Source organism: Enterobacter sp. BNK-13, assembly GCF_048685015.1.
Classification (GTDB): domain Bacteria; phylum Pseudomonadota; class Gammaproteobacteria; order Enterobacterales; family Enterobacteriaceae; genus Enterobacter; species Enterobacter quasiroggenkampii.
In genome coordinates this window covers 1,034,868-1,059,913 of the sequence record NZ_JBLQTP010000001.1, presented here as the reverse complement: position 1 = coordinate 1,059,913, position 25,046 = coordinate 1,034,868, and the positions used below count along the sequence as shown (strand labels likewise).

19 protein-coding genes are annotated in these 25,046 nt (G+C 59.6%); 9 read left to right on the top strand and 10 right to left on the bottom strand.

What is annotated here, in order from left to right; genetic code table 11:
- Positions 1 to 23: 23 nt before the first annotated feature.
- Genes gsiD through iaaA form a run of 5 tightly spaced genes read right to left on the bottom strand, consistent with a single transcriptional unit; the run spans position 24 to position 6,246 of the window.
- Positions 24 to 935 carry a glutathione ABC transporter permease GsiD gene (gsiD, locus tag ACMGGQ_RS04995; RefSeq protein WP_021240948.1) on the bottom strand — a complete coding sequence of 304 codons (912 nt, stop codon included), beginning with the start codon at positions 933 to 935 and terminating at the stop codon, positions 24 to 26.
- 1 nt (position 936) lies between these two features.
- Positions 937 to 1,857 carry a glutathione ABC transporter permease GsiC gene (gene gsiC / locus ACMGGQ_RS04990; protein ID WP_008501201.1) on the bottom strand — a complete coding sequence of 307 codons (921 nt, stop codon included), beginning with the start codon at positions 1,855 to 1,857 and terminating at the stop codon, positions 937 to 939.
- A 5-nt stretch (positions 1,858 to 1,862) separates the two neighbouring features.
- Positions 1,863 to 3,401: a glutathione ABC transporter substrate-binding protein GsiB gene (gene gsiB / locus ACMGGQ_RS04985; RefSeq protein ID WP_325818689.1), complete on the bottom strand. Its 1,539-nt coding sequence runs from the start codon at positions 3,399 to 3,401 to the stop codon at positions 1,863 to 1,865.
- Positions 3,402 to 3,424: 23 nt separating this feature from the next.
- Entirely contained in the window at positions 3,425 to 5,296 is a 1,872-nt protein-coding gene (gene gsiA, locus ACMGGQ_RS04980) for a glutathione ABC transporter ATP-binding protein GsiA (protein ID WP_048027063.1), read from the bottom strand.
- Between the two features lie 11 nt (positions 5,297 to 5,307).
- Positions 5,308 to 6,246: a beta-aspartyl-peptidase gene (gene iaaA, locus ACMGGQ_RS04975; RefSeq protein WP_045909425.1), complete on the bottom strand. Its 939-nt coding sequence runs from the start codon at positions 6,244 to 6,246 to the stop codon at positions 5,308 to 5,310.
- Between the two features lie 187 nt (positions 6,247 to 6,433).
- On the opposite strand from iaaA, the gene moeA reads away from it, so the two are divergent.
- On the top strand, positions 6,434 to 7,666 hold the full coding sequence (moeA, locus tag ACMGGQ_RS04970) for a molybdopterin molybdotransferase MoeA (RefSeq protein WP_252073963.1): 1,233 nt from the start codon (positions 6,434 to 6,436) through the stop codon (positions 7,664 to 7,666).
- 1 nt (position 7,667) lies between these two features.
- Positions 7,668 to 8,420 carry a molybdopterin-synthase adenylyltransferase MoeB gene (gene moeB / locus ACMGGQ_RS04965; RefSeq protein ID WP_420289666.1) on the top strand — a complete coding sequence of 251 codons (753 nt, stop codon included), beginning with the start codon at positions 7,668 to 7,670 and terminating at the stop codon, positions 8,418 to 8,420.
- Positions 8,421 to 8,518: 98 nt separating this feature from the next.
- On the opposite strand, the gene fsa is transcribed toward moeB, so the two are convergent.
- Positions 8,519 to 9,181 carry a fructose-6-phosphate aldolase gene (fsa, locus tag ACMGGQ_RS04960; protein WP_048222179.1) on the bottom strand — a complete coding sequence of 221 codons (663 nt, stop codon included), beginning with the start codon at positions 9,179 to 9,181 and terminating at the stop codon, positions 8,519 to 8,521.
- A gap of 128 nt (positions 9,182 to 9,309) precedes the next feature.
- Between fsa and ACMGGQ_RS04955 the strand changes: the two genes are divergently transcribed.
- The 4 genes from ACMGGQ_RS04955 (at position 9,310) to ACMGGQ_RS04940 (ending at position 15,034) form a co-directional block, all read left to right on the top strand.
- A complete protein-coding gene (locus ACMGGQ_RS04955; RefSeq protein ID WP_111967022.1) occupies positions 9,310 to 10,209 on the top strand; it encodes a glycyl-radical enzyme activating protein in 900 nt (299 codons plus the stop codon).
- A gap of 4 nt (positions 10,210 to 10,213) precedes the next feature.
- A complete protein-coding gene (locus ACMGGQ_RS04950) occupies positions 10,214 to 12,646 on the top strand; it encodes a formate C-acetyltransferase/glycerol dehydratase family glycyl radical enzyme (RefSeq protein ID WP_048027055.1) in 2,433 nt (810 codons plus the stop codon).
- A gap of 166 nt (positions 12,647 to 12,812) precedes the next feature.
- The gene (locus tag ACMGGQ_RS04945; protein WP_420289665.1) at positions 12,813 to 13,628 is read left to right on the top strand and encodes a Cof-type HAD-IIB family hydrolase; all 816 of its coding nucleotides are present in this window, start codon (positions 12,813 to 12,815) and stop codon (positions 13,626 to 13,628) included.
- Positions 13,629 to 13,777: 149 nt separating this feature from the next.
- A complete protein-coding gene (locus ACMGGQ_RS04940; protein WP_420289664.1) occupies positions 13,778 to 15,034 on the top strand; it encodes a DUF1479 domain-containing protein in 1,257 nt (418 codons plus the stop codon).
- On the opposite strand, the gene ACMGGQ_RS04935 is transcribed toward ACMGGQ_RS04940, so the two are convergent.
- Entirely contained in the window at positions 15,031 to 16,104 is a 1,074-nt protein-coding gene (locus ACMGGQ_RS04935; RefSeq protein WP_420289663.1) for a LacI family DNA-binding transcriptional regulator, read from the bottom strand. The genes ACMGGQ_RS04940 and ACMGGQ_RS04935 overlap by 4 nt on opposite strands.
- Before the next feature lie 288 nt (positions 16,105 to 16,392).
- Between ACMGGQ_RS04935 and ACMGGQ_RS04930 the strand changes: the two genes are divergently transcribed.
- Positions 16,393 to 17,694, top strand: a complete 1,302-nt coding sequence (locus ACMGGQ_RS04930) for an MFS transporter (protein WP_045909413.1) — start codon at positions 16,393 to 16,395, stop codon at positions 17,692 to 17,694.
- Positions 17,695 to 17,711: 17 nt separating this feature from the next.
- A complete protein-coding gene (locus ACMGGQ_RS04925) occupies positions 17,712 to 20,075 on the top strand; it encodes a TIM-barrel domain-containing protein (RefSeq protein WP_420289662.1) in 2,364 nt (787 codons plus the stop codon).
- An 83-nt stretch (positions 20,076 to 20,158) separates the two neighbouring features.
- Here ACMGGQ_RS04925 and ACMGGQ_RS04920 read toward each other — a convergent pair whose 3' ends face one another.
- Positions 20,159 to 21,754, bottom strand: coding sequence for an ABC-F family ATPase (locus tag ACMGGQ_RS04920; protein WP_032656351.1), 1,596 nt, complete (start codon positions 21,752 to 21,754; stop codon positions 20,159 to 20,161).
- Positions 21,755 to 21,976: 222 nt separating this feature from the next.
- On the opposite strand from ACMGGQ_RS04920, the gene ldtB reads away from it, so the two are divergent.
- Positions 21,977 to 22,897, top strand: a complete 921-nt coding sequence (gene ldtB, locus ACMGGQ_RS04915; protein ID WP_032649383.1) for a L,D-transpeptidase — start codon at positions 21,977 to 21,979, stop codon at positions 22,895 to 22,897.
- A gap of 45 nt (positions 22,898 to 22,942) precedes the next feature.
- On the opposite strand, the gene ACMGGQ_RS04910 is transcribed toward ldtB, so the two are convergent.
- Both ACMGGQ_RS04910 and ACMGGQ_RS04905 read right to left on the bottom strand, forming a co-directional pair.
- Positions 22,943 to 23,659 carry a GntR family transcriptional regulator gene (locus ACMGGQ_RS04910; RefSeq protein ID WP_045909415.1) on the bottom strand — a complete coding sequence of 239 codons (717 nt, stop codon included), beginning with the start codon at positions 23,657 to 23,659 and terminating at the stop codon, positions 22,943 to 22,945.
- Positions 23,660 to 23,674: 15 nt separating this feature from the next.
- Entirely contained in the window at positions 23,675 to 24,997 is a 1,323-nt protein-coding gene (locus ACMGGQ_RS04905; RefSeq protein WP_063621239.1) for a PTS sugar transporter subunit IIC, read from the bottom strand.
- Positions 24,998 to 25,046: the final 49 nt, after the last annotated feature.

Genomic DNA, 25,046 nt, shown 5'->3' with positions numbered 1-25,046 from the left:
GCCACCCGGCACATTTCACTGCACTACCCCTTTATCCTCGGATCCAGCGCGTCGCGCAGCCCGTCACCTAACAGGTTAAACGCCAGCACGGTCAGGAAAATCGCCAGGCTCGGGAAAATCGCCACATGCGGCGCAATCACCATATCGGCCCTCGCCTCGTTCAGCATCGCGCCCCACTCCGGCGTCGGAGGCTGTGCCCCTAACCCCAGAAACGACAGGCTGGCCGCCGAGATAATCGACACGCCGATACGCATGGTGAAATAGACCACGATGGACGACACCGTCCCCGGCAGAATATGGCTGAAGAGGATGGTCGCATCGCTGGCCCCCATACTGCGGGCCGACTCGATAAAGGTCTGCTGTTTCAGCACCAGCGTGTTGCCGCGTACCAGACGGGCAAAGGCCGGAATCGAAAACACCGCGACCGCGATGATGACGTTGGCCATACCGCTGCCCATGATCGCCACCACGGCAATTGCCAGCAAAATGCCGGGGAAGGCAAACAGCACGTCGCAGATGCGCATGATGATGCGGTCCCACCAGCCTTCGTAATACCCGGCAACCAACCCCAGCACGATCCCGATGGCCGCGCCGATCAGCACCGCAAACACCCCGGCGGCGAGCGAGATCTGCGCCCCTACCAGTACCCGGCTAAAGATATCCCGCCCGAGGGAATCCACGCCGAACCAGTGGAGCATCGAGGGCCCGTCGTTCAGGCGGTCGTAGTCAAAATAATTTTCCGCATCAAACGGCGCCACCCACGGCGCCACGATCGCCACCACAATCAGCAGCAGCACGAACAGCCCCGCGGTCATCGCGACCGGCTGGCGGCGGAAACGCCGCCAGAATTCAGACCACGGGGTGCGGATGTGGTCCGGTTTTAGCCCCGGCATGGCGTTTAAAACGGCCTGACGTCGCCAGTTCAACAATCGCATCTTACTTATACCTGATGGCCGGGTTAATGGCGGCGTAGAGCACGTCCACCACTAAGTTGATAAGAATAAACTCCAGCGAGAAAAGCAGCACTTCCGCCTGGATCACCGGGTAGTCGCGCATCTCGACGGAATCGACCAACAGACGTCCCAGCCCCGGCCAGTTGAAGACCTTTTCCACCACGATAGAGCCGCCCAGCAGGAAGCCAAACTGAAGCCCCATCATCGTCACGACCGGGATCATCGCATTGCGAAACCCGTGCTTGAGGATGACCCACTTCTCGCTGACCCCTTTCGCCCGCGCGGTGCGAATATAATCTTCGCTCAGCACGTCAACGAACGAGGCGCGGGTAAAGCGGGCCATCACCGCCGACACGGCAGCCCCCAGCGTCATCGAGGGCAGAATGTAATGCTTCCAGGTATCGGCCCCGACGGTGGGCAGCCAGCCCAGCTCAACGGAGAAGATCTGCATCAGCAGCATCCCCAGCGCGAACGCCGGGAAGGAGATGCCGGTCACCGCCAGCGCCATGCCGAGCTTGTCCGGCCAGCGGTTACGCCAGACGGACGCCACAATCCCGGCGCCAAGTCCGAACACCACGGCCCAGCTCATGCTGGCTATCGTTAACCAGAACGTGGGCATAAAGCGGGTGGCGATCTCCTCCGACACCGGACGACGCGAGACCATCGAGATGCCAAAGTCACCCTGCAGAACGTTGCCAATATAGTGCAGAAACTGCATATAAAGCGGCTGGTCAAGACCCAGCTGTTTACGCACCAGCTCAATGACCGTTGCATCCGCTTCGGGCCCGGCAACCAGACGCGCCGGATCGCCCGGCAGCATATGGACAAACAAAAACACCAGCACTGCCACAATCAGCAGCGTCGGGATAAGCCCCAGCAGGCGTTTACAAACATAGTTCAGCATGGGCGTTATTTTAAATCCGCATCGTCAAAGCTAAAGCCCGTATCCGGCATGATGTAGAACCCGGTCAACGCTTTGTTATGGGCTGACACGAGTTTCTCCACCACAAGCGGCACCCACGGCGACTCTTTCCAGATGATGTCCTGCGCGTCCTTGTAGAGGCGCGCTTTCTCCTCCGGTTTGGTGGTTTTCAGCGCGTCAGCAAGGTCTTTGTCCACCTGCGGGTTGCTGTAGAACGCGGTATTGAACAGGGTTGGCGGCCAGTTCTGCGAGGCAAACAGCGGCGACAGCGCCCAGTCGGCTTCACCGGTCGAGGCCGACCAGCCGGTGTAGAACATCCGCACGCCGCTCTCTTTCTGCCCTTTCCCCTCAACCTCGGCCGCACGCTGCCCGGCATCCATCGCGGTAACCTGCGCCTTGATACCCACCTGCGCCAGCTGCTGCTGGGTGAACTGCAGCACCTTCTGCGCGGTACTGTGGTTATGCGACGACCACAGCGTGGTGCTAAAGCCGTTCGGATAGCCCGCCTCTTTCAGCAGCTCGCGCGCTTTGGCCGGATCGTACGGCCACGGCTGATAGCTTTGCGCATACGCGATAGCCGGCGGCAGCACGCCGGTGGCCGGAGTGGCATAGCCCGCAAAAGCGACCTTCACCAGCGCCTGACGGTTAATGGCATAGTTAATAGCTTCGCGCACCTTCGGGTTATCGAACGGCTTTTGCGTAACGTTCATGCTGATGTAGCGCTGCATGATCGACGGGCTGGCGACCAGCTCCAGCTTGCTGTTTTTCTCCAGAATGGCGGCCTGCTCATACGGCACAGGGAAGGCAAACTGCGCCTCGCCGGTTTGCAGCATCGCCGCACGGGTGTTGTTATCCACTACCGGACGCCAGGTGATGGTGTCCAGCTTCGGCAGCCCTTTTTGCCAGTATCCCGCGTATTTCTTCACCTTCACAAAATCGGTCTGATTCCAGGTGACCAGCTCGTACGGGCCGGTACCGACCGGGTGGAAGCCGATCTCCTTGCCGTATTTCTTCAGCGCGGCAGGGGAAATCATCGCCGTCGCCGGATGCGCCAGAATATTGATAAACGCGGAGAACGGCTCTTTCAGGATGATTTTTACCGTCGCCGGGTCGACCACCTCAGTTTTGGCGATGTTTTTATAGAGGTTATAACGCTTGAGGCTGTTTTCAGGATTGCTGGCGCGATCGAGGTTAACCTTCACCGCGTCTGCATTAAAGTCGGTGCCGTCCTGGAACTTCACCCCGGTTTTGAGCTTAATGGTGTACACCAGCCCGTCATCCGAAACGGTGTACCCCTCCGCCAGCACGTTTTTAAGCTTCATCTCTTTATCCAGGCCAAACAGGCCCTGGTAGAACGATTTCGCCACCGCCTGGGAGAGCGTGTCGTTAGCGTCATACGGATCCAGCGTGGTGAAGTTAGAGCCGACGGCGACCACCACATCTTTGGCAGCGAACGCGGGGGCAGCGGCCAGGGCTGCCGTCACGCTCGCGGCTAACAACCATCTACGCGCTACAAATGTAACCATTATGTTCTCCTGCCTGTTGAAAGTTATAACCGCGAAAAAGCATTGTCCTGACGCGGGGGAGCCACAAAATGACCCGGCCCGACCTCACGCAACGCCACGCGCTCTACGGCCTCGCCGCGTTTACGAATATTGCTCGGCATTTCATCCTGCAGCAGCACGCGCTGGCCGTGACGATGCGCCGGGTCGGCGACCGGGACCGCCGCGATGAGCTTGCGGGTATACGGGTGCTGTGGGTTCTCGAACACCGCTCTTCGCGGACCGATTTCCACAATTTGCCCCATAAACATCACCGCCACGCGATGGCTGATGCGCTCAACCACCGCCATGTCGTGCGAGATAAACAGGAAGGCGATCCCCATATCCCGCTGTAAATCCAGCAGCAGATTGATGATTTGCGCCCGGATAGAGACATCCAGCGCCGAGACGGATTCATCCGCAATCACCACTTTCGGGTTCAGCGCCAGCGCGCGGGCGATGCAGATACGCTGCCGCTGCCCGCCGGAAAACTCGTGCGGATAACGCCAGGCGTGTTCCGGCTTCAGGCCAACGCGCTCCAGCAGCCAGGCCACGCGACGCTGCGCCGCCTCGCCGTCGAGCAGGTTATGCACCCGCAGCGGCTCCATGATCGAATACCCCACCGTATGGCGCGGATCGAGGGAGGCATACGGATCCTGGAAAATAAACTGAATATCCCGCCGCACCGCCTGCAGCCTGCTGTCCGGAAGGGTATCAATGCGCTCGCCGTTAAAGGTAATGCTGCCCTCCTGAGAGGCCACCAGACGGAGCAACGCGCGCCCGGTCGTGGATTTACCGCAGCCGGACTCCCCCACCAGCGCCAGCGTTTCGCCCGGCCACAGATCGAAGCTGACGTTTTCCACCGCGTGCACTTCGCGCTTCACCCGGTTCAGTACACCGCTGCGCAGCGGAAACCGGGTGACCAGATTGCGCACTTCCAGAATGGGCTTGCCCGGCACCACGGTGTCCTGCTCGCGTTCCTCCTCCTGCGGCTCAGACGCCGCCAGGGAAATCAGCGGAAAACGACGCGGCAGATCGCTGCCGTTCATCGCCCCAAGACGCGGGACCGCCGCCAGCAGCGCTTTGGTGTAGGGATGCGCGGGCGCGTGAAAAATCTGCTCAACCGTGCCGGTTTCGACCGCGCTGCCCTTGTGCATCACCAGTACGCGATCGGCGATATCGGCGACCACGCCCATATCGTGGGTGATAAAGATCACCCCCATCTCCATCTCCTGCTGCAGCACGTTGATGAGCTGCAGGATCTGCGCCTGAATCGTCACGTCCAGCGCCGTCGTCGGCTCATCGGCAATCAGCACCGCGGGACGGCACGAGAGCGCCATGGCGATCATCACCCGCTGGCGCATGCCGCCGGAAAGCTGATGCGGGTAGCGACCGAGAATGGCCTGCGCCTCCGGAATGCGTACCAGCTCCAGCATGCGTCTCGCTTCCCTGAGCGCCTCATCGCCGCTCAGCCCCTGATGCAGGCGAATGGACTCGGCAATTTGTTCCCCGACCGGGAACACCGGGTTCAGGGAGGTCATCGGCTCCTGGAAGATCATCGCAATATCCGCCCCACGCACGCCCTGCATCTGCGCGCCGCTCAGCTCGTTTAAATCAATGACCTGGCGGTTACGGCGGCGCAGCAGCATTTTCTCGCTGCTGATTTGACCGCCCGTCTGTTCCAGCAGGCGCATCAGCGCCAGCGCGGTGACCGATTTCCCGGAGCCGGACTCGCCAACAATCGCCAGCGTCTCGCCGCGCCTGAGCGTGAACGATAAATTCTGTACTGCGGGGATGAACTGCCGCTCTTCCTGAAACGCAATATTCAGCTGATGGACAGCCAGCACTTCGCGGTTGTCCAGCTCTTCACTGTGCGGCACGCGCTGCCCCCTTATTCACGATAAATCCCCGTGCTCGGCTCATCGCCGGCATAGCCCCAGGCGCGGTACATGCCTTCACTGTTGAACGGCAGGGCCACGTTGCCCTCACGATCCACCGCAATGAGGCCGCCGATGCCGCCCAGGGCAGGTAATTTTTCCATCACCACACGCTCGCACGCCTCGCTCAGGCTTAAGCCGCCGTAATCCATCAGCGCAGTAATGTCATAGGCCGCGAGAGCGCGGATAAACACTTCTCCGGTGCCGGTACACGACACCGCCGCCGTCGCGTTATTGGCATAGCAACCCGCGCCAGGCAGCGGGCTATCACCCACGCGTCCGGGCAGCTTGTTGGTCATCCCGCCCGTGGAGGTTGCCGCCGCGAGATTCCCGGCTTTATCCAGCGCCACCGCGCCCACCGTGCCCATTTTGCTGCGCTCATCCAGCGGCGCAGTATGATCAAGCTGCGTCATGCCCGCCGAACGGGCGTCCAGCAGCTGCTGATAGCGGGCTTCCGTGGAAAACAGGTCAGGCGAGACCGGCTCCATTCCGTGTTCGAAGGCAAACCTCTCCGCCCCCGCGCCCGTCAGCAGCACGTGCGGGCTCTCTTCCATCACCAGACGCGCGGCCAGCACCGGGTTACGCAGGTGGCTGACGCCTGCCACGGCCCCCGCTTTCAGGGTGATACCGTCCATGACGCAGGCATCCAGCTCGTGCGTTTCATCCCGGGTAAAGACCGAACCGATACCCGCATTAAATAACGGGCACTCTTCCAGCAGACGCACCGCCTCGGTGACCACATCCAGCGCGCTCTCGCCCGCTTCCAGCATTTTCTGGCCCGTTTCGACAATGGCGTACAGCGCGTCGATGTAGCGTTTTTCCTGCTCAGGAGTGAGCTGTGCACGGGTGATTGCCCCGGCCCCGCCATGAATTGCGATTACCGCCTTAACCATTCGCATCACCCGTTAGCCTGTTTTGCGGCTTTTTCTATAAATATCATTATCGTCGACGAAACTTCAGATGATTTTTGAATATAGAAAGACGTAACAGTGATGTAAAGCGTGCACCCTTCGGTCATACAGTTAGCCGCACTTTTCTGCCATAATGGACGTTTTCGTTGTTACTCCGCAGGAGCCCACCATGGATTTTACCGCCGGACTGATGCCGCTTGAGACGGCACTCACGCAGATGCTTGACCGAGTTTCCCCGCTGCATGACGTTGAGACGCTGCCCCTCGTGCGCTGTTTTGGCCGTATTGCCGCGCGCGATATCGTCTCTCCGCTTAACGTGCCGGGGTTTGATAACTCCGCGATGGACGGTTACGCGGTACGCCTGGCGGATCTCCAGACGGGTAACGCCCTGCCGGTGGCGGGTAAAGCCTTTGCGGGTCAGCCGTTTAGCGGCGAATGGCCTGCAGGCACCTGCGTGCGCATCATGACCGGCGCACCGGTTCCGCCAGGCTGCGACGCCGTGGTGATGCAGGAAGAGACCGAACAGACCGACGACGGCGTGCGTTTTACCGCGAGCGTCAAAGCGGGCCAGAACATCCGCCGTACCGGCGAGGACATTACCCTCGGCGCGACGGTCTTTGCCGCCGGGCAAAAGCTGACGGTGGCGGAGCTGCCGGTGCTGGCGTCGCTCGGCATCGCGGACATCGACGTGATCCGTAAAGTGCGCGTCGCCGTTTTCTCCACCGGCGACGAGCTGCAGCTTCCGGGCCAGCCGCTGCAGGACGGCCAGATTTACGACACCAACCGCCTGGCGGTACACCTGATGCTAGAGCAGCTGGGCTGCGAGGTGATTAACCTCGGGATTATTCCAGACGACCCGGAACAACTGCGCGCGGCGTTTATCGAGGCGGATAAATCCGCCGACGTGGTCATCAGCTCCGGCGGCGTCTCCGTGGGCGAAGCGGATTACACCAAAACCCTTCTTGAAGAGCTGGGTGAAATCGCCTTCTGGAAGCTGGCGATCAAGCCGGGCAAGCCGTTCGCGTTTGGCAAGCTTTCACACAGCTGGTTCTGCGGCCTGCCGGGTAACCCGGTCTCGGCGGCACTCACCTTCTACCAGCTGGCGATCCCGCTGCTGGCGAAGCTTTCCGGCAACAAGGCCAGCCCGCTGCCGGAACGCGTGCGCGTGCGTGCCGCCACGCGGTTGAAAAAATCACCGGGCCGTCTCGATTTCCAGCGCGGCATTCTGACCCGCGGTGCGGACGGCGAGCTTGAAGTACGCACTACCGGACATCAGGGCTCGCACATTTTCAGTTCCTTCAGTCTGGGCAACTGCTTCATCGTGCTGGAGCGCGAGCGCGGCAACGTGGAAGCCGGCGAATGGGTTGAGGTCGAGCGCTTTAACCACCTGTTCGGAGGCTGACATGACGGTGGAACTGAGCGACCAGGAGATGATGCGCTACAACCGCCAGATTGTGCTGCGCGGGTTTGACTTCGAGGGTCAGGAAGCGCTCAAGGCGGCCAGCGTGCTGGTCGTCGGGCTGGGCGGGCTGGGCTGCGCCGCCGCGCAGTACCTTGCCGCGGCGGGCGTGGGAAGCATGACGCTGCTGGATTTCGATACCGTGTCGGTCTCCAACCTGCAGCGCCAGACGCTACACAGCGACGCGACGGTGGGCCAGCCGAAAGTGGAATCCGCCAGGGCTGCGCTGGCGCGCATCAACCCCCACGTTCAGTTCACGCTGATTGACGCAATGCTGGATGACGACGCGCTGTTCGCACAGATTGCCCGGCACGACCTGGTGCTGGACTGCACCGATAACGTCGCCATCCGCAACCAGCTCAACGCGGGCTGTTTTGCTCACAAAACCCCGCTGGTCTCCGGCGCGGCGATCCGCATGGAGGGGCAAATCAGCGTCTTCACGTACGCCGAGGGTGAACCCTGCTACCGCTGCCTGAGCCGTCTGTTTGGCGAGAATGCGCTGACCTGCGTTGAGGCGGGCGTGATGGCGCCACTCGTCGGCGTGATTGGTTCATTGCAGGCAATGGAAGCGATCAAAGTGCTGGCGAATTACGGCACGCCCGCAGCGGGTAAAATCGTGATGTACGACGCGATGACCTGCCAGTTCCGCGAGATGAAGCTGATGCGTAACCCGGGGTGTGAGGTTTGCGGAGGGTAAACCCTGCTGCGGCCTGATGCCCTCACCCCGACCCTCTCCCACAGGGAGAGGGAGAAAATCGTAGGCCGGGTAAGCGTTAGCGCCACCCGGCAACCGCGTCAGATAGACGTCCGTCCAAACGCCCCCTGCCAGTCCTGCTCAAACTTCACAATCGCCGCATCCACAGCCGGAGAGGTAATAAACTGCTGCGCCACGTCCAGCGGCAGCGTGATGGACTCGCACCCAGCCAGCAGGCAGTCCAGCGCCTGACGCGGGGTTTTAAAGCTCGCGGCCAGCACTTTTGACTGCGGGGCATGCAGCGTCAGCAGCTGCTGTAATTCCACCACGGTCTGGATCCCGTCCCCGCCCTGCGCGTCCACGCGGTTAACGTACGGCGCCACATACTCCGCCCCCGCCAGCGCGGACAGCATCCCCTGCGCGGCACCGTATACCGCCGTACCCAGCGTCGGGATCCCTTCCGCTTTGAGCATCTTGATCGCCGCCAGCCCTTCTGCGGTTACCGGCACTTTCACCACCAGATCGTTAATGATGGCGCGCAGCTTACGCGCGTCCTCCACCATCCCTTCGGCGGTGGTCGCCATCACCTGCGCGAACAGACGGCCTTTACCCCCCAGCGCGTCGTACAGCGCGGGCAGCAGTTCGTCGAGCGGCGTTTTACCGGCCGCAACGATGCTTGGGTTGGTAGTCACGCCCGCCAGCGGGAAGATACGCGCCAGCTTTTTGACTGCCGCAACGTCAGATGTGTCGAGATAAAGTTCCATGATGTCACCCTCAAAATTAGCCTGCACTTACCCTATCACGACAAAACCTGCTCAAGAGTTGACCTGCATCAAGATAACTTTCATTCGAAAGTAATTTAATCTTCGTATGCAAGATGAGAGGCGAAAACATGATCTTCAATATTCAGCGTTACTCTACCCACGATGGCCCCGGTATCCGTACCGTGGTGTTCCTGAAAGGCTGCTCGCTGGGCTGTCGCTGGTGCCAGAACCCGGAAAGCCGCTCCCGCAGTCGGGACGTTCTGTTTGATGCGCGTCTGTGCCTGGACGGCTGCGACCTGTGTCAGCAGGCGGCACCGGGCTGTATCGAACGTGCGCTGAACGGGATGGTCATTCATCGTGAGAAATTAAGTGAAGAGACGCTTAATGCCCTGACCGACTGCTGCCCGACGCAGGCGCTGACCGTCTGCGGTGAAGAACGGCAGGTCGAGGAGATCATGGCGACCGTACTGCGCGACAAACCCTTCTACGACCGCAGCGGCGGCGGGATCACCCTCTCCGGCGGCGAACCGTTTATGAACCCCGAGCTGGCGCAGGCGCTGTTTAAAGCCAGCCATGACCTTGGGATCCACACCGCCGTCGAAACCTGCCTTCACGTGCCGTGGCACTATATCGAGCCGTCATTACCGTACGTCGATCTGTTCCTCGCCGACCTGAAGCACGTCGACGGTGACCTGTTCAAGCAGTGGACGGACGGTTCGGCTAAGCGCATCCTGGACAACCTGAAACGCCTGGCCGCCGCCGGGAAAACGATCACCATCCGCGTGCCGCTGATCCAGGGCTTCAACGCGGATGAAGCCTCCATCACCGCCATCACCAACTTCGCTGCCGATGAGCTCGGCGTCGACGATATTCATTTTCTGCCGTATCACACGCTGGGCATGAACAAATACACCCTGCTCGGCCAACCCTACTCTGCCCCTGACAAACCGCTGGATAACCCTGCCCTGCTGGACTTCGCGCAGCAGTACGCCTGCCAGAAAGGGTTAACCGCGACCTTACGAGGATAAACTTATGACAACCCTGAATCTCAATACCCTCAGCGAGCGCATTAAGGCCCACAAAACGGCGCTGGTGCATATCGTTAAGCCGCCGGTCTGTACCGAGCGCGCCCAGCATTACACCGAAATGTATCAGCAGCACATGGACAAGCCGATCCCGGTCCGTCGCGCCCTGGCGCTGGCGCATCACCTGGCCGAGCGTACCATCTGGATCAAACACGACGAGCTGATTATCGGTAACCAGGCCAGCGAAGTGCGCGCCGCGCCGATCTTCCCGGAATATACCGTCTCCTGGATTGAGAAAGAGATTGACGACCTGGCGGATCGCCCGGGCGCGGGCTTTGCGGTGAGCGAAGAGAACAAGCGCGTACTGCATGAGATCTGCCCTTGGTGGCGCGGCCAGACGGTGCAGGACCGCTGCTATGGCATGTTCACCGACGAGCAGAAAGGCCTGCTGGAAACCGGCATCATCAAAGCCGAAGGCAACATGACCTCCGGCGACGCGCACCTGGCGGTGAACTTCCCGCTGGTGCTGGAGAAAGGTCTCGACGGCCTGCGCGCCAAAGTGGCCGAGCGCCGCTCACGCATCAACCTGACTGTACTGGAAGACCTGCACGGCGATCAGTTCCTGAAGGCAATTGATATCGTGCTGGAAGCGGTGAGCCTGCACATCAAACGCTTCGCCGATCTGGCGCGCGAGATGGCCTCCACCGAAACCCGCGAAAGCCGCCGCGACGAGCTGCTGGCGATGGCAGAAAACTGCGACGTGATTGCTCACGAGCCGCCAAAAACCTTCTGGCAGGCGCTGCAGCTGTGCTACTTCATTCAGCTGATCCTGCAGATTGAGTCCAACGGCCACTCCGTCTCCTTCGCGCGTATGGACCAGTATCTCTATCCGTACTACCGCCGCGACGTGGAGCTGAACCAGAGCCTCGACCGCGAACACGCCATCGAGCTGCTGCACAGCTGCTGGCTGAAGCTGCTGGAAGTGAACAAGATCCGCTCCGGCTCGCACTCCAAAGCCTCCGCCGGCAGCCCGCTGTACCAGAACGTCACCATCGGCGGCCAGAAGCTGGTCAACGGTGAGCCAATGGACGCGGTGAACCCGCTCTCCTACGCGATTCTGGAATCCTGCGGCCGTCTGCGCTCCACCCAGCCGAACCTGAGCGTGCGCTATCACGCGGGCATGAGCAACGACTTCCTCGACGCCTGCGTGCAGGTGATCCGCTGCGGCTTCGGGATGCCCGCGTTCAACAACGATGAAATCGTGATCCCGGAATTCATCAAGCTCGGCGTTGAACGAGACGACGCCTACGACTACGCGGCGATTGGCTGTATCGAAACCGCGGTGGGCGGCAAGTGGGGCTATCGCTGCACCGGCATGAGCTTCATCAACTTCGCCCGCGTGATGCTGGCCGCGCTGGAAGGCGGCCGCGATGCCACCAGCGGCAAGGTGTTCCTGCCGCAGGAGAAAGCGCTCTCTGCCGGTAACTTCGACAATTTCGACGAGGTGATGGCGGCCTGGGATAGCCAGATCCGCTACTACACCCGCAAATCCATCGAGATTGAGTACGTGGTGGACACCATGCTGGAGGAGAACGTCCACGATATTCTCTGCTCGGCGCTGGTGGACGACTGCATCGAGCGCGCGAAAAGCATCAAGCAGGGCGGCGCGAAGTATGACTGGGTCTCCGGCCTGCAGGTGGGGATCGCCAACCTCGGCAACAGCCTGGCGGCGGTGAAGAAGCTGGTGTTCGAACAGGGCGTCATTGGCCAGCAGCAGCTGGCGGCGGCGCTGGCGGATGACTTCGATGGCCTGACCCACGAGCAGCTGCGTCAGCGCCTGATCAACGGCGCGCCGAAGTACGGCAACGACGACGACAGCGTGGATATGCTGCTGACCCGCGCCTATCAGACCTACATTGAAGAGCTGAAGCAGTACCACAACCCACGCCACGGCCGTGGCCCGATTGGCGGTAACTACTACGCGGGCACCTCCTCGATTTCCGCGAACGTGCCGTTTGGCGCGGCGACGATGGCGACACCGGACGGACGTAAGGCGCACACGCCGCTGGCGGAAGGGGCCAGCCCGGCTTCCGGTACCGACCACCTGGGTCCAACGGCGGTCATCGGTTCCGTGGGTAAACTGCCTACCGAGGCGATTCTCGGCGGTGTGCTGCTGAACCAGAAGCTGAACCCGTCAACGCTGGAAAACGACAGCGATCGCCAGAAGCTGATGGTGCTGCTGCGCACCTTCTTCGAGGTGCATAAGGGCTGGCATATTCAGTACAACATCGTCTCGCGCGACACGCTGCTGGAGGCGAAGAAACACCCTGACCAGTATCGTGACCTGGTGGTGCGCGTCGCAGGCTACTCGGCGTTCTTCACCGCCCTGTCGCCGGATGCGCAGGACGATATTATCGCCCGTACTGAACATACGCTGTAAAAAAACGCCCGGTGGCGCTGCGCTTACCGGGCCTACAGAGTCTCCCCGTAGGCCGGGTAAGGCGAAGCCGCCACCCGGCTTTCTGACTTTCATTCGAAATTAAATTTGTGCTCCCCGTCACCTTGTTATTAGAATGTTTCAAAACGCAGTGACCCAGGAGCACAGTATGACCGTTAAAGTTATCGTCACCGATATGGACGGAACTTTTCTTGATGATGCCAAGCAGTACGATCGTGACCGCTTCCAGGCACAGTTTGAACAGCTTAAAGCCCGCGACATTGAATTCGTTGTCGCCAGCGGCAACCAGTATTACCAGCTCATCTCCTTCTTTCCGGAGCTCAAAGATCGGATCTCCTTCGTGGCGGAAAACGGCGCGCTGGTGTTCGATCGCGGGGAGCAGATTTTTCACGGCGAGCTGACCCGCCATGAATCGCAGATCGTGATTAGCGAACTGTTGAAAGATAAAGGGCTGAACTTCGTGGCCTGCGGGCTGGAGAGCGCGTACGTCAGCGATAAAGCCCCGGACGCGTTCGTGGCGCTGATGTCAAAGCACTACCACCGCTTAAAGCGCATTAGCGATTACCGCGACATTGACGACGTGCTGTTTAAGTTCTCCCTGAACCTGCCGGACAGCGATATCCCCAATCTGGTGGATAAGCTGCACGTCTCGCTGGACGGCATCATGAAGCCGGTCACCAGCGGCTTTGGCTTTGTGGATTTGATTATCCCCGGGCTGCACAAAGCTAACGGCATCAGCCGTCTGCTGAAGCGCTGGAAAATCTCCCCGCAGGCGTGCGTGGCCATTGGCGACAGCGGCAACGATGCCGAGATGCTGAAACTGGTGAAATATTCCTTTGCGATGGGTAACGCGGCAGAGAGCATCAAAGAAATCAGCCGCTACAGCACCGATGACAACAACCATCAGGGCGCGCTGAACGTCATTCAGGCCGTGCTCGACAACCATTCCCCGTTCGACGCCTGATCCTTTCTTCGCCGGAGCCTGGCTCCGGCCTCTCACTCTTTTTCCGTCCTGTGGCACACGTCAAGTTTTTAAACTTGCATTAACTTATTTTTAACTTAAAGTATCACTTGTAGACACTTTTACTTTCGAATGAAAGATGCGAGGCAGTTATGACCTTTACCAGTGAAACCTTGCCGGCGGATCACAAAGCGGCAATCCGTCAGTTGAAACGTGAGTTACGCGCGCAGATCGGTGACGTGCAGGCGGTGTTCAACAAGCTCAGCGATAGCATTGCCACCCGCGTGGCGGAAATTAACGCGCTTAAAAATAAAGGTGAATCCGTCTGGCCGGTGATCCCGTTTGCCGATGTAAAAAACGGCACGATTACCGACGCGCAGCGCGACACCGTTAAACGCCGCGGCTGCGCGGTGATTAAAGGTCACTTCCCGCGCGAGCAGGCGCTGGCGTGGGATCAGTCGATGCTCGACTACCTCGATCTGAACAAGTTTGACGAGGTGTACAAAGGGCCAGGCGATAACTTCTTCGGCACCCTGACCGCCTCCCGTCCGGAGATTTACCCGATCTACTGGTCGCAGGCGCAGATGCAGGCGCGCCAGAGCGAAGAGATGGCGCAGGTGCAGTCGTTCCTGAACCGCTTATGGACGTTCGAGAGCAACGGCAAGCAGTGGTTTGACCCGGACGTGAGCGTGATTTATCCGGATCGTATCCGCCGCCGTCCGCCGGGAACCACCTCGAAAGGGCTCGGCGCGCATACCGACTCCGGCGCGCTGGAGCGCTGGCTGCTGCCGGCTTACCAGCAGGTCTTTGCCCGCGTGTTTGACGGCAATGTCGAGAAATACGATCCGTGGAACGCCGCGCACCGTACCGAAGTGGAAGAGTATACCGTCGATAACACCACCAAATGCTCGGTGTTCCGCACCTTCCAGGGCTGGACCGCGCTGTCGGATATGATCCCCGGACAGGGCTTGCTGCACGTCGTGCCGATCCCGGAAGCAATGGCGTATATTCTGCTGCGTCCGCTGCTGGACGACGTGCCGGAAGACGAGCTGTGCGGCGTGGCGCCGGGGCGCGTGCTGCCGATTTCCGAGAAGTGGCACCCGCTGCTTATCGAGGCGCTGACCAGCATTCCTGCGCTGGAGGCGGGTGATTCGGTGTGGTGGCACTGCGATGTGATCCACTCCGTCGCGCCGGTGGAAGATCAGCAGGGCTGGGGCAACGTGATGTATATCCCCGCCGCACCGATGTGCGAGAAAAACCTCGCCTATGCGAAGAAGGTCAAGGAAGCGCTGGAGACCGGCGCATCGCCGGGGGATTTCCCACGCGAAGATTATGAAAAGAGCTGGCAGGACCGCTTTACCGTGAACGATCTCAACATCCACGGCAAGCGCGCGCTGGGCATGGTCTAACTGTCGTACAGCCCTTCCCGCTCAACGGCGGTGCGTCGTTTTCCCTGACGTATCCGCCGTACCGATTCCCGCACGGTCAGCGTGCCGTTAAGCAGTAACATCCCCACCGGCGCGTCCGGGCGCATCAGCCGCTGCTGGAGCATGTGTACCGCTTCCGTCCCCAGCTCATCGCGGGGAACATGCACGGCCGTCAGCGGCACATCCTGGATCGCCGCCAGGTTAAACCCGTCAATGCTCATCACCGAGACGTCCTGCGGCACGCGCAGGCCGTGGTTTTGTAATGCGCTGATGGTCCCCGCCGCCATAAAATCGCCGCCGACCAGGAACGCGGTTGGCAAATCCTTGCCCTGCATTTCGCTGAGCCAGGCGCTGACCAACTGTTCCGTTTCGCGCGCGCTGAAGCTGGGCACCACCAGCAGATCGCGCCTGTCGTTGAACGCCAGGTTGTGAGACTGCCACGCGTCACGGATCCCTGACAGACGCAGCTCCATGGTGTAGCGACGCAGGCACAGCACGTTCATCACCTCACGGTGTCCCATCTCGAACAGGTATTCCGCCGCCCGCTCGCCAATGGCGCGGTGATCCGGCGCAACGGCAGGCAGACGCATGTGCCGGTCGCGGCAGTTAATCAGCATGCAGGGTTTGCCGACATCCACCGCCAGATCGTGGATATGCGGGTCGTCGATACCGAGAAGAATGGCGGCCTGGGTGTCCGACTCGTTCATCCGCGCCAGAAACAGCTGGGCATCGCTGTCGTTCTCTTCCAGCGCGCAGTAGCGCAGGCGCACATCGTGGGATGCCAGGCCTTTACTCACGCTCTGGATCACGCGGTAATAAAAGATGTCGGACCGCTCCTCGAAGGCGCGCTGAGGAGCAAAAACCACCAGGCTATTGAGCAGCAGCCGTCCCGCCGCCATGCCCTCCATCACGCCCAGCTCCCGCGCGCACGCCAGCACCTTTGCGCGCGCTTTTTCACTGGTATTCGCTTTCCCCGCCAGCACGCGTGACACGGTGCTGATCGAGAGCTGCGTGCGGGCAGCGATTTCGGTGATTTTTAGCCTTTTGTCCATTTTGTGATCTGGCTCCATTTGCGAAATGAAAAAATTTTCATAGCGTGTTTGTCAGGCAATAACTGACATCAATGCCATCTTGCCAGAGTGTTTACGTCAGTTATGAGAAATTTTGCACAAAATAGACTATTGCCCGCTCATTTTCTCCCTTAAGGTGAACCTCTCACACAACTTCCATACTAGTTGTATACCAACTTAAGCAGTTTAAACGGATAGAAATCAAAGGCATAAAAATCTGTGTGACACCTGAACCTCCGTCCCCTTACCGTCCGTCTTGTGGAGAGTAAAATGAGTCAGGACATCAATAACACCGTTGCGACAAGCAAAACCCGTCGCGTCATCAAGAACCTGCGCTGGTACGTGCTGGTGCTGTTCTTACTTGGCGTCACCGTTAATTACATCACCCGAAACTCGCTCGGGATCCTCGCCCCGGAACTGAAAGAGAGCCTTGGGATCACCACCGAGCAATACTCCTGGATCGTCGGTGCGTTCCAGATTGCCTACACCATTTTCCAGCCCCTGTGCGGCTGGCTGATTGACGTGATCGGCCTGAAGATTGGCTTCATGGTCTGCGCCGGGATCTGGGCGCTGATGTGTATTTTCCACGCGGGCGCCGGAAGCTGGCTGCACCTGGCGATCCTGCGCTTCTTTATGGGGGCTTCCGAAGCCGCCGCTACCCCGGCGAACGCCAAAACCATTGGCGAGTGGTTCCCGAAATCAGAGCGTCCCGTTGCTGCCGGCTGGGCGGGCGTGGGCTTCTCTATCGGCGCGATGCTGGCTCCGCCTATCATTTACTTCGCTCACGCCTCGTTCGGCTGGCAGGGGGCGTTCATGTTTACCGGCGTGCTGGCGCTGCTGTGGGTGATCCTGTGGTGGGCGTTCTACCACAACCCGGAGCAGCACCCGAACCTGAGCAAGGACGAGCTGGCGTTTATCAAGCAGGATAACGAACCGCCTGCCGTCAAACTGCCCTTCCTGACCGCGCTGAAAACCGTCTCGAAGAACAAACGCTTCTACGGTATCGCCATCCCGGCCTTTATGGCGGAACCGGCCTGGGCGGTGCTGAGCTTCTGGGTGCCGCTGTATCTTGCCAAAGAGCACGGCATGGACCTGAAGCAGATTGCGATGTTTGCCTGGCTGCCGTTCCTCGCCGCTGACCTCGGCAGCGTGGCGAGCGGCTACCTGACGCGTCTGTACACCCGCCTGTTCGGCTGCTCCCGCGTGAACTCGGTCGTCGCCAGCTCCGTGACGGGCGCGTTCCTGATGATCTCGCTGGCCATCGTGGCCATTACCCGCGACCCGTATATCACCATCGTGCTGATCTCCATCGGCGGCTTCGGGCACCAGATCATCTCCTGCATGCTCAGCGCCCTGGTCGTGGAGTCGTTCGACAAAGGCCAGATGGCGACCGTCAACGGCATGCGCGGCTCGGCGGCGTGGATCGCCAGCTTCCTGTTCTCGCTGTTAATCGGTGTGACCGCCGACAAAATCGGCTTTAACCCGCTCTTTATCGCCATGGGCTTCTTTGACCTGATTGGCGCTCTCTTCCTGGTAGCATTTATTGCTGAACGTCGCGCCAAGCGCGCCTGATAGTGGATGTATTGCATATGAAAACCCTGAAAAACTGGACCCTTGATACGCAGTCGGCAAACCATCTGGAACTGCTGGTCGATAACCAGCACCGCCTGTGCCTGTATGTGCTGGAAGAGAATCTGTTCCGCGTGCTGATCAAACGCAAAGGCGAGCTGGCGCTGGACCGCACCTGGAGCATCGCCCCGGAACAAGACGTGCCGTGGGAAGGTCGCCGTCGTGACGATGTCAGCGGCTTCACCTGCCCGGCCTGGACGCTGACGCAGCAGGACGACACGTTAACCGTGGCAACCGAACAGCTGCGCGTCACCGTGCACCAGCCGCTGTGGCTGGAGTGGCACTACCGCAATGAGGCGGGCGAGTGGCAGCCGCTGGTCAATGACCGTCCCACCAGCGCCTACCTGCTGAACGCCCACGGCGACGGCGGGGCGCACTACCTGAGCCGCCGCAAGGACGAGCGTTTCTACGGCCTGGGTGAGAAAGCGGGCGATCTGCAGCGCAACGGTAAACGCTACGAGATGCGCAACCTCGACGCCATGGGCTACAACGCCGCCAGCACCGACCCGCTATACAAGCACATTCCGTTCACCCTTACCCGCCGCGACGACGTGAGCTACGGCCTGTTCTACGACAACCTGAGCAGCTGCTGGCTGGATCTGGGTAACGAAATCGACAACTACCACACCGCCTATCGCCGCTGGCAGGCAGAAGCGGGCGATATCGACTACTACATCTTTACCGGCAGGCGCGTGCTGGACGTCACCAAAGCCTTCGTGCGCCTCACAGGTAAGACGCTGTTCGGACCGAAATGGAGCCTTGGCTACAGCGGCTCGACCATGCACTACACCGACGCACCGGACGCGCAGAATCAGTTGATGAACTTCATCCGCCTGTGCGAAGAACACGCCATTCCGTGCGACTCGTTCCAGCTTTCGTCTGGCTATACCTCCATCAACGGCAAGCGCTACGTCTTCAACTGGAACTATGACAAGGTGCCGCAGCCGAAGGTGATGAGCCAGGCATTCCACGACGCGGGATTGAAGTTGGCCGCAAACATCAAGCCGTGCCTGCTACAGGATCATCCGCGCTACAGCGAAGTGGCGGAGAGCGGCCTGTTCATTCGCGATTCAGAAACCGATGCACCCGAACGCTCCAGCTTCTGGGATGACGAAGGCTCGCACCTCGACTTTACCAACCCGCAGACGGTGCAGTGGTGGCAGAACGGCGTCACCACGCAGCTGCTGGAGATGGGCATCGACTCCACCTGGAACGACAACAACGAATATGAAGTGTGGGACGGGGAAGCCCGCTGCTTTGGCTTCGGCAAGGAGATCGCCATCAAGCATATTCGCCCGGTGATGCCGCTGCTGATGATGCGCGCCTCGCTGGAAGCGCAGCAGCGCTTTGCGCCGGAAAAACGCCCGTATCTCATCTCCCGCTCCGGCTGCGCCGGGATGCAGCGCTACGTTCAGACCTGGAGCGGTGACAACCGCACCAGCTGGGACACGCTGCGCTATAACATCCGCATGGGGCTGGGCATGAGCCTGTCCGGGCTGTTCAACGTCGGCCATGACGTGGGCGGTTTCTCCGGCGACAAGCCGGACGCCGAGCTGTTCGTGCGCTGGGTGCAGAACGGCGTGATGCACCCGCGCTTTACCATTCACTCGTGGAACGATGACCACACGGTAAACGAGCCGTGGATGTATCCGGGCGTCACGCCTGCCATTCGCGGCGCAATTGAGCTGCGATACCGCCTGCTGCCGTATCTCTATACCCTGCTCTGGCAGGCGCACGCCGACGACGAGCCGATGCTGCGCCCGACCTTCCTCGACCACGAGCACGATGCGCAGACCTTCGAAGAGTGCGACGACTTCCTGCTGGGCCGCGACCTGCTGGTCGCCAGCGTCGTCGAAGCCGGGCAGCGCGAGCGCCGGGTCTGGCTGCCGGATAACGAAACGGGCTGGTATGATTTTTACACCCACGCGTGGTATGCAGGCGGGCAATCCATCGTCCTCGATGCGCCGCTGGAAAAACTGCCGCTGCTGGTGCGCGCCGGAGCCGGTCTGCCGCTGAGCGAGCGCATCACGCATGTCAGTGCCGAAAAAGATACGACCCGCGAGCTGAAGCTGTTCCCGGTGAAAGGCGTCGGCACGACCTCGGGGCTGCTGTTTGAAGACGACGGCGAAAGCTGGGGTTATCAGAACGGCAATGCGCTGTGGGTGGAATGGGAAATGGTGTGCGACGGCGCAACCATTAACCTGAGAGTGAACGCGCGCGGGGATTATCGTCCGGCGTGGAAGGCGCTAAAGGTGTCATTACCGGCGGGTGAAAAACGTACGCTGCGGGTGAACGGGGTTGAAAGGAGTGAGTGGGTGCTCTGAACATTGCCGGGTGGCGGCTTCGCCTTACCTGGCCTACAAAGACACCCGTAGGCCCGGTAAGCGAAGCGCCACCGGGCTTTTTATTAGCCGTCGATACCTTTGCTGCGCAGGTAATCTTCGTAGTTACCGGTGAAGTCCACCACGCGCTCTGGCGTAATTTCGATCACGCGGGTCGCCAGCGAGCTGACGAACTCACGGTCGTGAGAGACGAAGATCAGGGTGCCCTGATACATCTCCAGCGCCATGTTCAGGGATTCGATCGATTCCATGTCCAGGTGGTTAGTCGGTTCATCCATCACCAGGATATTTGGTTTTTCCATCATCAGCTTGCCGAACAGCATGCGTCCCTTCTCACCACCGGAGAGCACTTTAGCTGGCTTTTTGATGTCGTCCTGGCTGAACAACAGACGACCCAGAATGCTGCGCACCGCCTGCTCGTCGTCGCCTTCCTGCTTCCACTGGCTCATCCAGTCAAAGACGGTCAGGTCATTTTCGAACTCGTACTCATGGTCCTGCGCGTAGTAACCAATTTGCGCGTTTTCGGACCATTTCACGGTGCCGTTGTCCGGCTGCAGTTCGCCGACCAGGGTTTTCAGCATGGTAGATTTACCCACGCCGTTGGCGCCCAGAATGGCAATCTTCTCGCCCACTTCCAGCAGCAGGTTGAAGTTTTTAAACAGCGGGCCTTCATCGAAGCCTTTGGTAAGGGCTTCCACTTCCAGCGCGTTACGGAACAGCTTCTTGTCCTGCTCGAAGCGGATGAACGGGTTCTGACGGCTGGAGGCTTTAACCTCTTCCAGCTTGATTTTATCAATCTGACGCGCACGCGAGGTTGCCTGACGCGATTTAGAGGCGTTAGCGCTGAAGCGGCTGACGAAGGACTGCAGGTCGGCAATCTGCGCTTTTTTCTTGGCGTTGTCCGCCAGCAGACGCTCGCGCGCCTGGGTGGCAGCCGTCATGTACTCGTCGTAGTTGCCCGGATAGACGCGCAGCTCGCCGTAGTCTAGATCCGCCATGTGCGTACAGACCATGTTCAGGAAGTGACGGTCGTGCGAAATGATGATCATGGTGCTGTCGCGATCGTTGAGCGTCTGCTCCAGCCAGCGGATGGTGTCGATGTCCAGGTTGTTCGTCGGTTCGTCGAGCAGCAGGATGTCCGGGTTAGAGAACAGCGCCTGAGCCAGCAGTACACGCAGCTTCCAGCCTGGCGCGACTTCGCTCATCGGGCCGTAATGCTGTTCAACCGGAATACCGACGCCCAGCAGCAGCTCGCCCGCGCGCGCTTCCGCAGAGTAACCGTCCATCTCGCCGTACTGCGTTTCCAGTTCGGCCACTTTATAGCCGTCTTCTTCGCTCATCTCGGCCAGCGCATAGATGCGATCGCGCTCCTGCTTCACTTCCCACAGCTCCGCGTGCCCCATGATCACGGTGTCGAGCACGGTGAACTCTTCGAAGGCGAACTGATCCTGACGCAGCTTACCGATGCGCTCGTTCGGATCGAGCGACACGTTGCCGAGGGTCGGCTCCAGATCGCCGCCGAGGATCTTCATAAAGGTGGATTTACCGCTACCGTTGGCACCAATCAGGCCGTAACGGTTGCCGCCGCCAAATTTGACGGAAATGTTTTCGAACAGCGGCTTACTGCCAAACTGCATAGTGACGTTGCTGGTAACTAACACGGGGAGATTCCTGCGAAAAGTGTGATAAACACGGCATTATGCCACAATTCCGAATTGAGATCCCGCGTTGCAACCATCCACTAAACTTTAACAAAATCGAAAAAAATGTGATTTCGTACACATCTGAATTCCCAGTGAGCGGGAATGCACATATAATGCGCTCCCATCACAGCTTCAGACTTATCAACTCATCGCCAGAATGGCTTAGATACCTCGCACAACATGAACATGAAATTAACAGCGCTTTTTGCGGCGGCGTTAGCCGTAGTAGGTTTTTGTAAGACCGCGTCTGCGGTGACGTATCCCCTGCCGACCGACGGAAGCCGTCTGGTGGGTCAAAACCAGGTGGTGACGGTTCCTGAAGGTAACTCTCAGCCGCTGGAGTATTTCGCGGCGCAGTACCAGCTGGGTCTGTCTAACATGCTGGAAGCGAACCCGGGCGTTGACCCGTACCTGCCGAAAGCAGGTACCGTGCTGAATATCCCTCAGCAGCTGATCCTGCCGGATACCGTTCATGAAGGTATCGTAATTAACAGCGCCGAAATGCGTCTGTATTACTACCCGAAAGGCACCAACACCGTGATCGTGCTGCCAATCGGTATCGGCCAGCTGGGTAAAGACACCCCGCTGAACTGGACCACCAAAGTTGAACGTAAGAAAGCGGGCCCAACCTGGACGCCAACGGCTAAAATGCACGCGGAATACATCGCTGCGGGCGAACCGCTGCCAGCCGTTGTGCCAGCAGGCCCGGATAACCCGATGGGTCTGTATGCCCTGTACATTGGTCGTCTGTATGCGATTCACGGCACCAACGCCAACTTCGGTATCGGCCTGCGCGTGAGCCACGGCTGCGTGCGCCTGCGTAACGACGACATCAAGTTCCTGTTCGAAAACGTGCCGGTCGGTACGCGCGTGCAGTTCATCAACGAACCGGTGAAAGCGACGTCTGAGCCAGACGGCAGCCGCTACATCGAAGTGCACAACCCGCTGTCCACCAGCGAAGACCAGATCAACAACAACGAAGTCGTTCCTGTTACGCTGAACAGCGCGGTACAGGCGGTAACGTCTCAGCCAGACGTTGAAACGGCGATTGTTGACCAGGCCGTTCAGAACCGTTCCGGTATGCCGGTGCGTTTGAACTAATCACGTCACGCGCATTAAAAAAGCGGGCTTCGAGGCCCGCTTTTTTTACCCGTTATTCACGATCACAATCCCGCCGTGGTCGTACCGATAGTGACAGTGGGCATACTCCAGCGGCGTGCCATCTTCCAGGTAAATGACCTGCTCCACCTCCAGCACCGGATCGGTTTCCTCGCAGACCAGATGCTCTCTGTCCAGCGCGCTGGGCTTAAGCGCCCGCACCACCCGATACGAGCCCATAATTTTCAGCCCCAGGGTCTCCTGAACGTACTGAAACACTGAACCTTCAAGATGGTTTTTCGTCAGGCCCGGCACCAGATTCATCGGCATCACCGTGGAATCCAGCGACATCGGTTCGCCGTTCAGCAAACGCAGGCGAATGAAGTCGTAGATCGGCGCATCGGCGTTAATCATCAGCGACGCCTGCTCTTTTTCGTTCGGGAAGCGCAGTTCGAAATGCACCACCTGGCTCGTAACCGTACCCAGATGCGCCCAGGTTTTGGTCGCGCCAAAGTAGTCGCTGCCGGAGAGATCCCACTGCGAAAGCTGGAGGAAATTTTTGCGGATGAACGTCCCCTGGCCCTGGCGGGTGTAGACCAGCCCTTCGACGATCAGCTGACGCATCGCCTGCTGGATGGTCATCCGGCTGGTGCTGAACTCCGCCGCCAGCGCAAACTGGTCCGGGAGCGGTTCATGGGCGGCGTACTGCTGGCTGATAATGCGTTTCTTGATTTCCCGCGCTATGGTGATGTACTTCGCCGCCATCGTCCTTCCTTTCTGTTAGTTTTCTATCCCGCTGTTTTTCAAGGCCACTCGCTCGGCAATTTTGAGGAAAGGCAGGTAGAAGAATACACCAAATACGATGATTGCCAACTGCACCACCACCGCCCGCCAGTCTCCCGCCGTGGCCAGCCAGGCGCTGAGAATCGGCGGCGTGGTCCACGGGATCATCACCACGCAGCGCGACATGAATCCCAGCGTGGTACAGAGCCAGGCAAAGTAAATACCTATCGCGGGCAGCAGCACGAATGGGATCATCAGCGGCAGGTTAAACACGATCGGCAGGCCAAAGATCACCGGCTCGTTGATATTAAACAACCCCGGCGCCAGCGACAGGCGCGCCACCTGCTTCGCCGACTGTTGTCGGGAGAAGATAAAGATGGCGATCAGCAGCGAGATGGTGCTGCCCGTCCCGCCCACCATGCCAAAGGTCGGCACGAAGATGTTATTGATGATGTGCGGAATGGGCTGGCCGTTGGCGAAGGCCAGCATGTTCTCGTTGGTATTGATCAGCAGGAACGGCTCCAGTACCACGCTGTTGACCACCGACTGATGAATACCGAGCGTGAACAGGAAGTTGCCGAAGCTGTAGATGAAAATCGTCCCCGGCAGGCTGGTGTTGATCAGCCGTAGCGGCTGCTGGATGAAGGTCGTAATGAGATGGATCAGGTCCGTATGCAGCACGTTTGCCAGTATCGCCGCGAGCACCGCGAACAGGGAAAGCGTGAGAATGGTTGGGATCAGCGCGGTAAAGGATTTGCTCACCGCCGGGGGCACGTTTTCCCCGAGCGAAATGTGCAGCGCCTTCAACCGCGAGATGGCGATGAATACCTCCGTTGAAAGCAGCCCAATCAGCACCCCGGCGAAAATCCCGGTGGAGCCGATATTGGCGAAGGTCAGCACCTGCGTCACGCTGACCGCAGCGTCGCTGCCGACGGGCGTAATCTGTAAGCGCATCGGCATCATAATGATAAAACTGCTGACGGCGATAACCACTGCCGAGACCGGATTGTCGAAATCTTTGTTGCGCGCCAGCGACCAGGCAATCATCGGGGCCAGCAGCAGCGCGGCGATGTTCAGCGTGCCGTTGATAATCGCCTCGCCCCACACTTTGAAGTGTGCCAGCGTATCGCCGTGAAAAATCCACGGAAACACCACGTTGTTCACCAGCACCGCCAGACCGGCGAGGATGAAAATGGGCATTACCGTGGCGAAGGCGTCGCGCAGGGAGCGCAGGTGCACCTGGTTTGCCAGGCGCGCCGAGAACTCGACAAACTTATCGACAAAGGACTGCATGTGCGGTGTGATTTTTGTTTCAGACATAGCGGCGTGTTCCCATCAATCAGTCACAAAAACGGCCCGGCAGCGTACG

Bases quoted from the DNA above. Each gene is read 5' to 3' on its own strand.
- moeB (WP_420289666.1), top strand. From the start codon at position 7,668: ATGACGGTGGAACTGAGCGACCAGGAGATGATGCGCTACAACCGCCAG.
- ACMGGQ_RS04930 (WP_045909413.1), top strand. From the start codon at position 16,393: ATGAGTCAGGACATCAATAACACCGTTGCGACAAGCAAAACCCGTCGC.
- ldtB (WP_032649383.1), top strand. From the start codon at position 21,977: ATGAACATGAAATTAACAGCGCTTTTTGCGGCGGCGTTAGCCGTAGTA.
- ACMGGQ_RS04945 (WP_420289665.1), top strand. From the start codon at position 12,813: ATGACCGTTAAAGTTATCGTCACCGATATGGACGGAACTTTTCTTGAT.
- ACMGGQ_RS04935 (WP_420289663.1), bottom strand. From the start codon at position 16,104: ATGGACAAAAGGCTAAAAATCACCGAAATCGCTGCCCGCACGCAGCTC.
- iaaA (WP_045909425.1), bottom strand. From the start codon at position 6,246: ATGGTTAAGGCGGTAATCGCAATTCATGGCGGGGCCGGGGCAATCACC.
- gsiD (WP_021240948.1), bottom strand. From the start codon at position 935: ATGCGATTGTTGAACTGGCGACGTCAGGCCGTTTTAAACGCCATGCCG.
- ACMGGQ_RS04925 (WP_420289662.1), top strand. From the start codon at position 17,712: ATGAAAACCCTGAAAAACTGGACCCTTGATACGCAGTCGGCAAACCAT.
- moeA (WP_252073963.1), top strand. From the start codon at position 6,434: ATGGATTTTACCGCCGGACTGATGCCGCTTGAGACGGCACTCACGCAG.
- gsiC (WP_008501201.1), bottom strand. From the start codon at position 1,857: ATGCTGAACTATGTTTGTAAACGCCTGCTGGGGCTTATCCCGACGCTG.
- ACMGGQ_RS04910 (WP_045909415.1), bottom strand. From the start codon at position 23,659: ATGGCGGCGAAGTACATCACCATAGCGCGGGAAATCAAGAAACGCATT.
- ACMGGQ_RS04955 (WP_111967022.1), top strand. From the start codon at position 9,310: ATGATCTTCAATATTCAGCGTTACTCTACCCACGATGGCCCCGGTATC.
- ACMGGQ_RS04940 (WP_420289664.1), top strand. From the start codon at position 13,778: ATGACCTTTACCAGTGAAACCTTGCCGGCGGATCACAAAGCGGCAATC.
- gsiB (WP_325818689.1), bottom strand. From the start codon at position 3,401: ATGGTTACATTTGTAGCGCGTAGATGGTTGTTAGCCGCGAGCGTGACG.
- ACMGGQ_RS04905 (WP_063621239.1), bottom strand. From the start codon at position 24,997: ATGTCTGAAACAAAAATCACACCGCACATGCAGTCCTTTGTCGATAAG.
- fsa (WP_048222179.1), bottom strand. From the start codon at position 9,181: ATGGAACTTTATCTCGACACATCTGACGTTGCGGCAGTCAAAAAGCTG.
- ACMGGQ_RS04950 (WP_048027055.1), top strand. From the start codon at position 10,214: ATGACAACCCTGAATCTCAATACCCTCAGCGAGCGCATTAAGGCCCAC.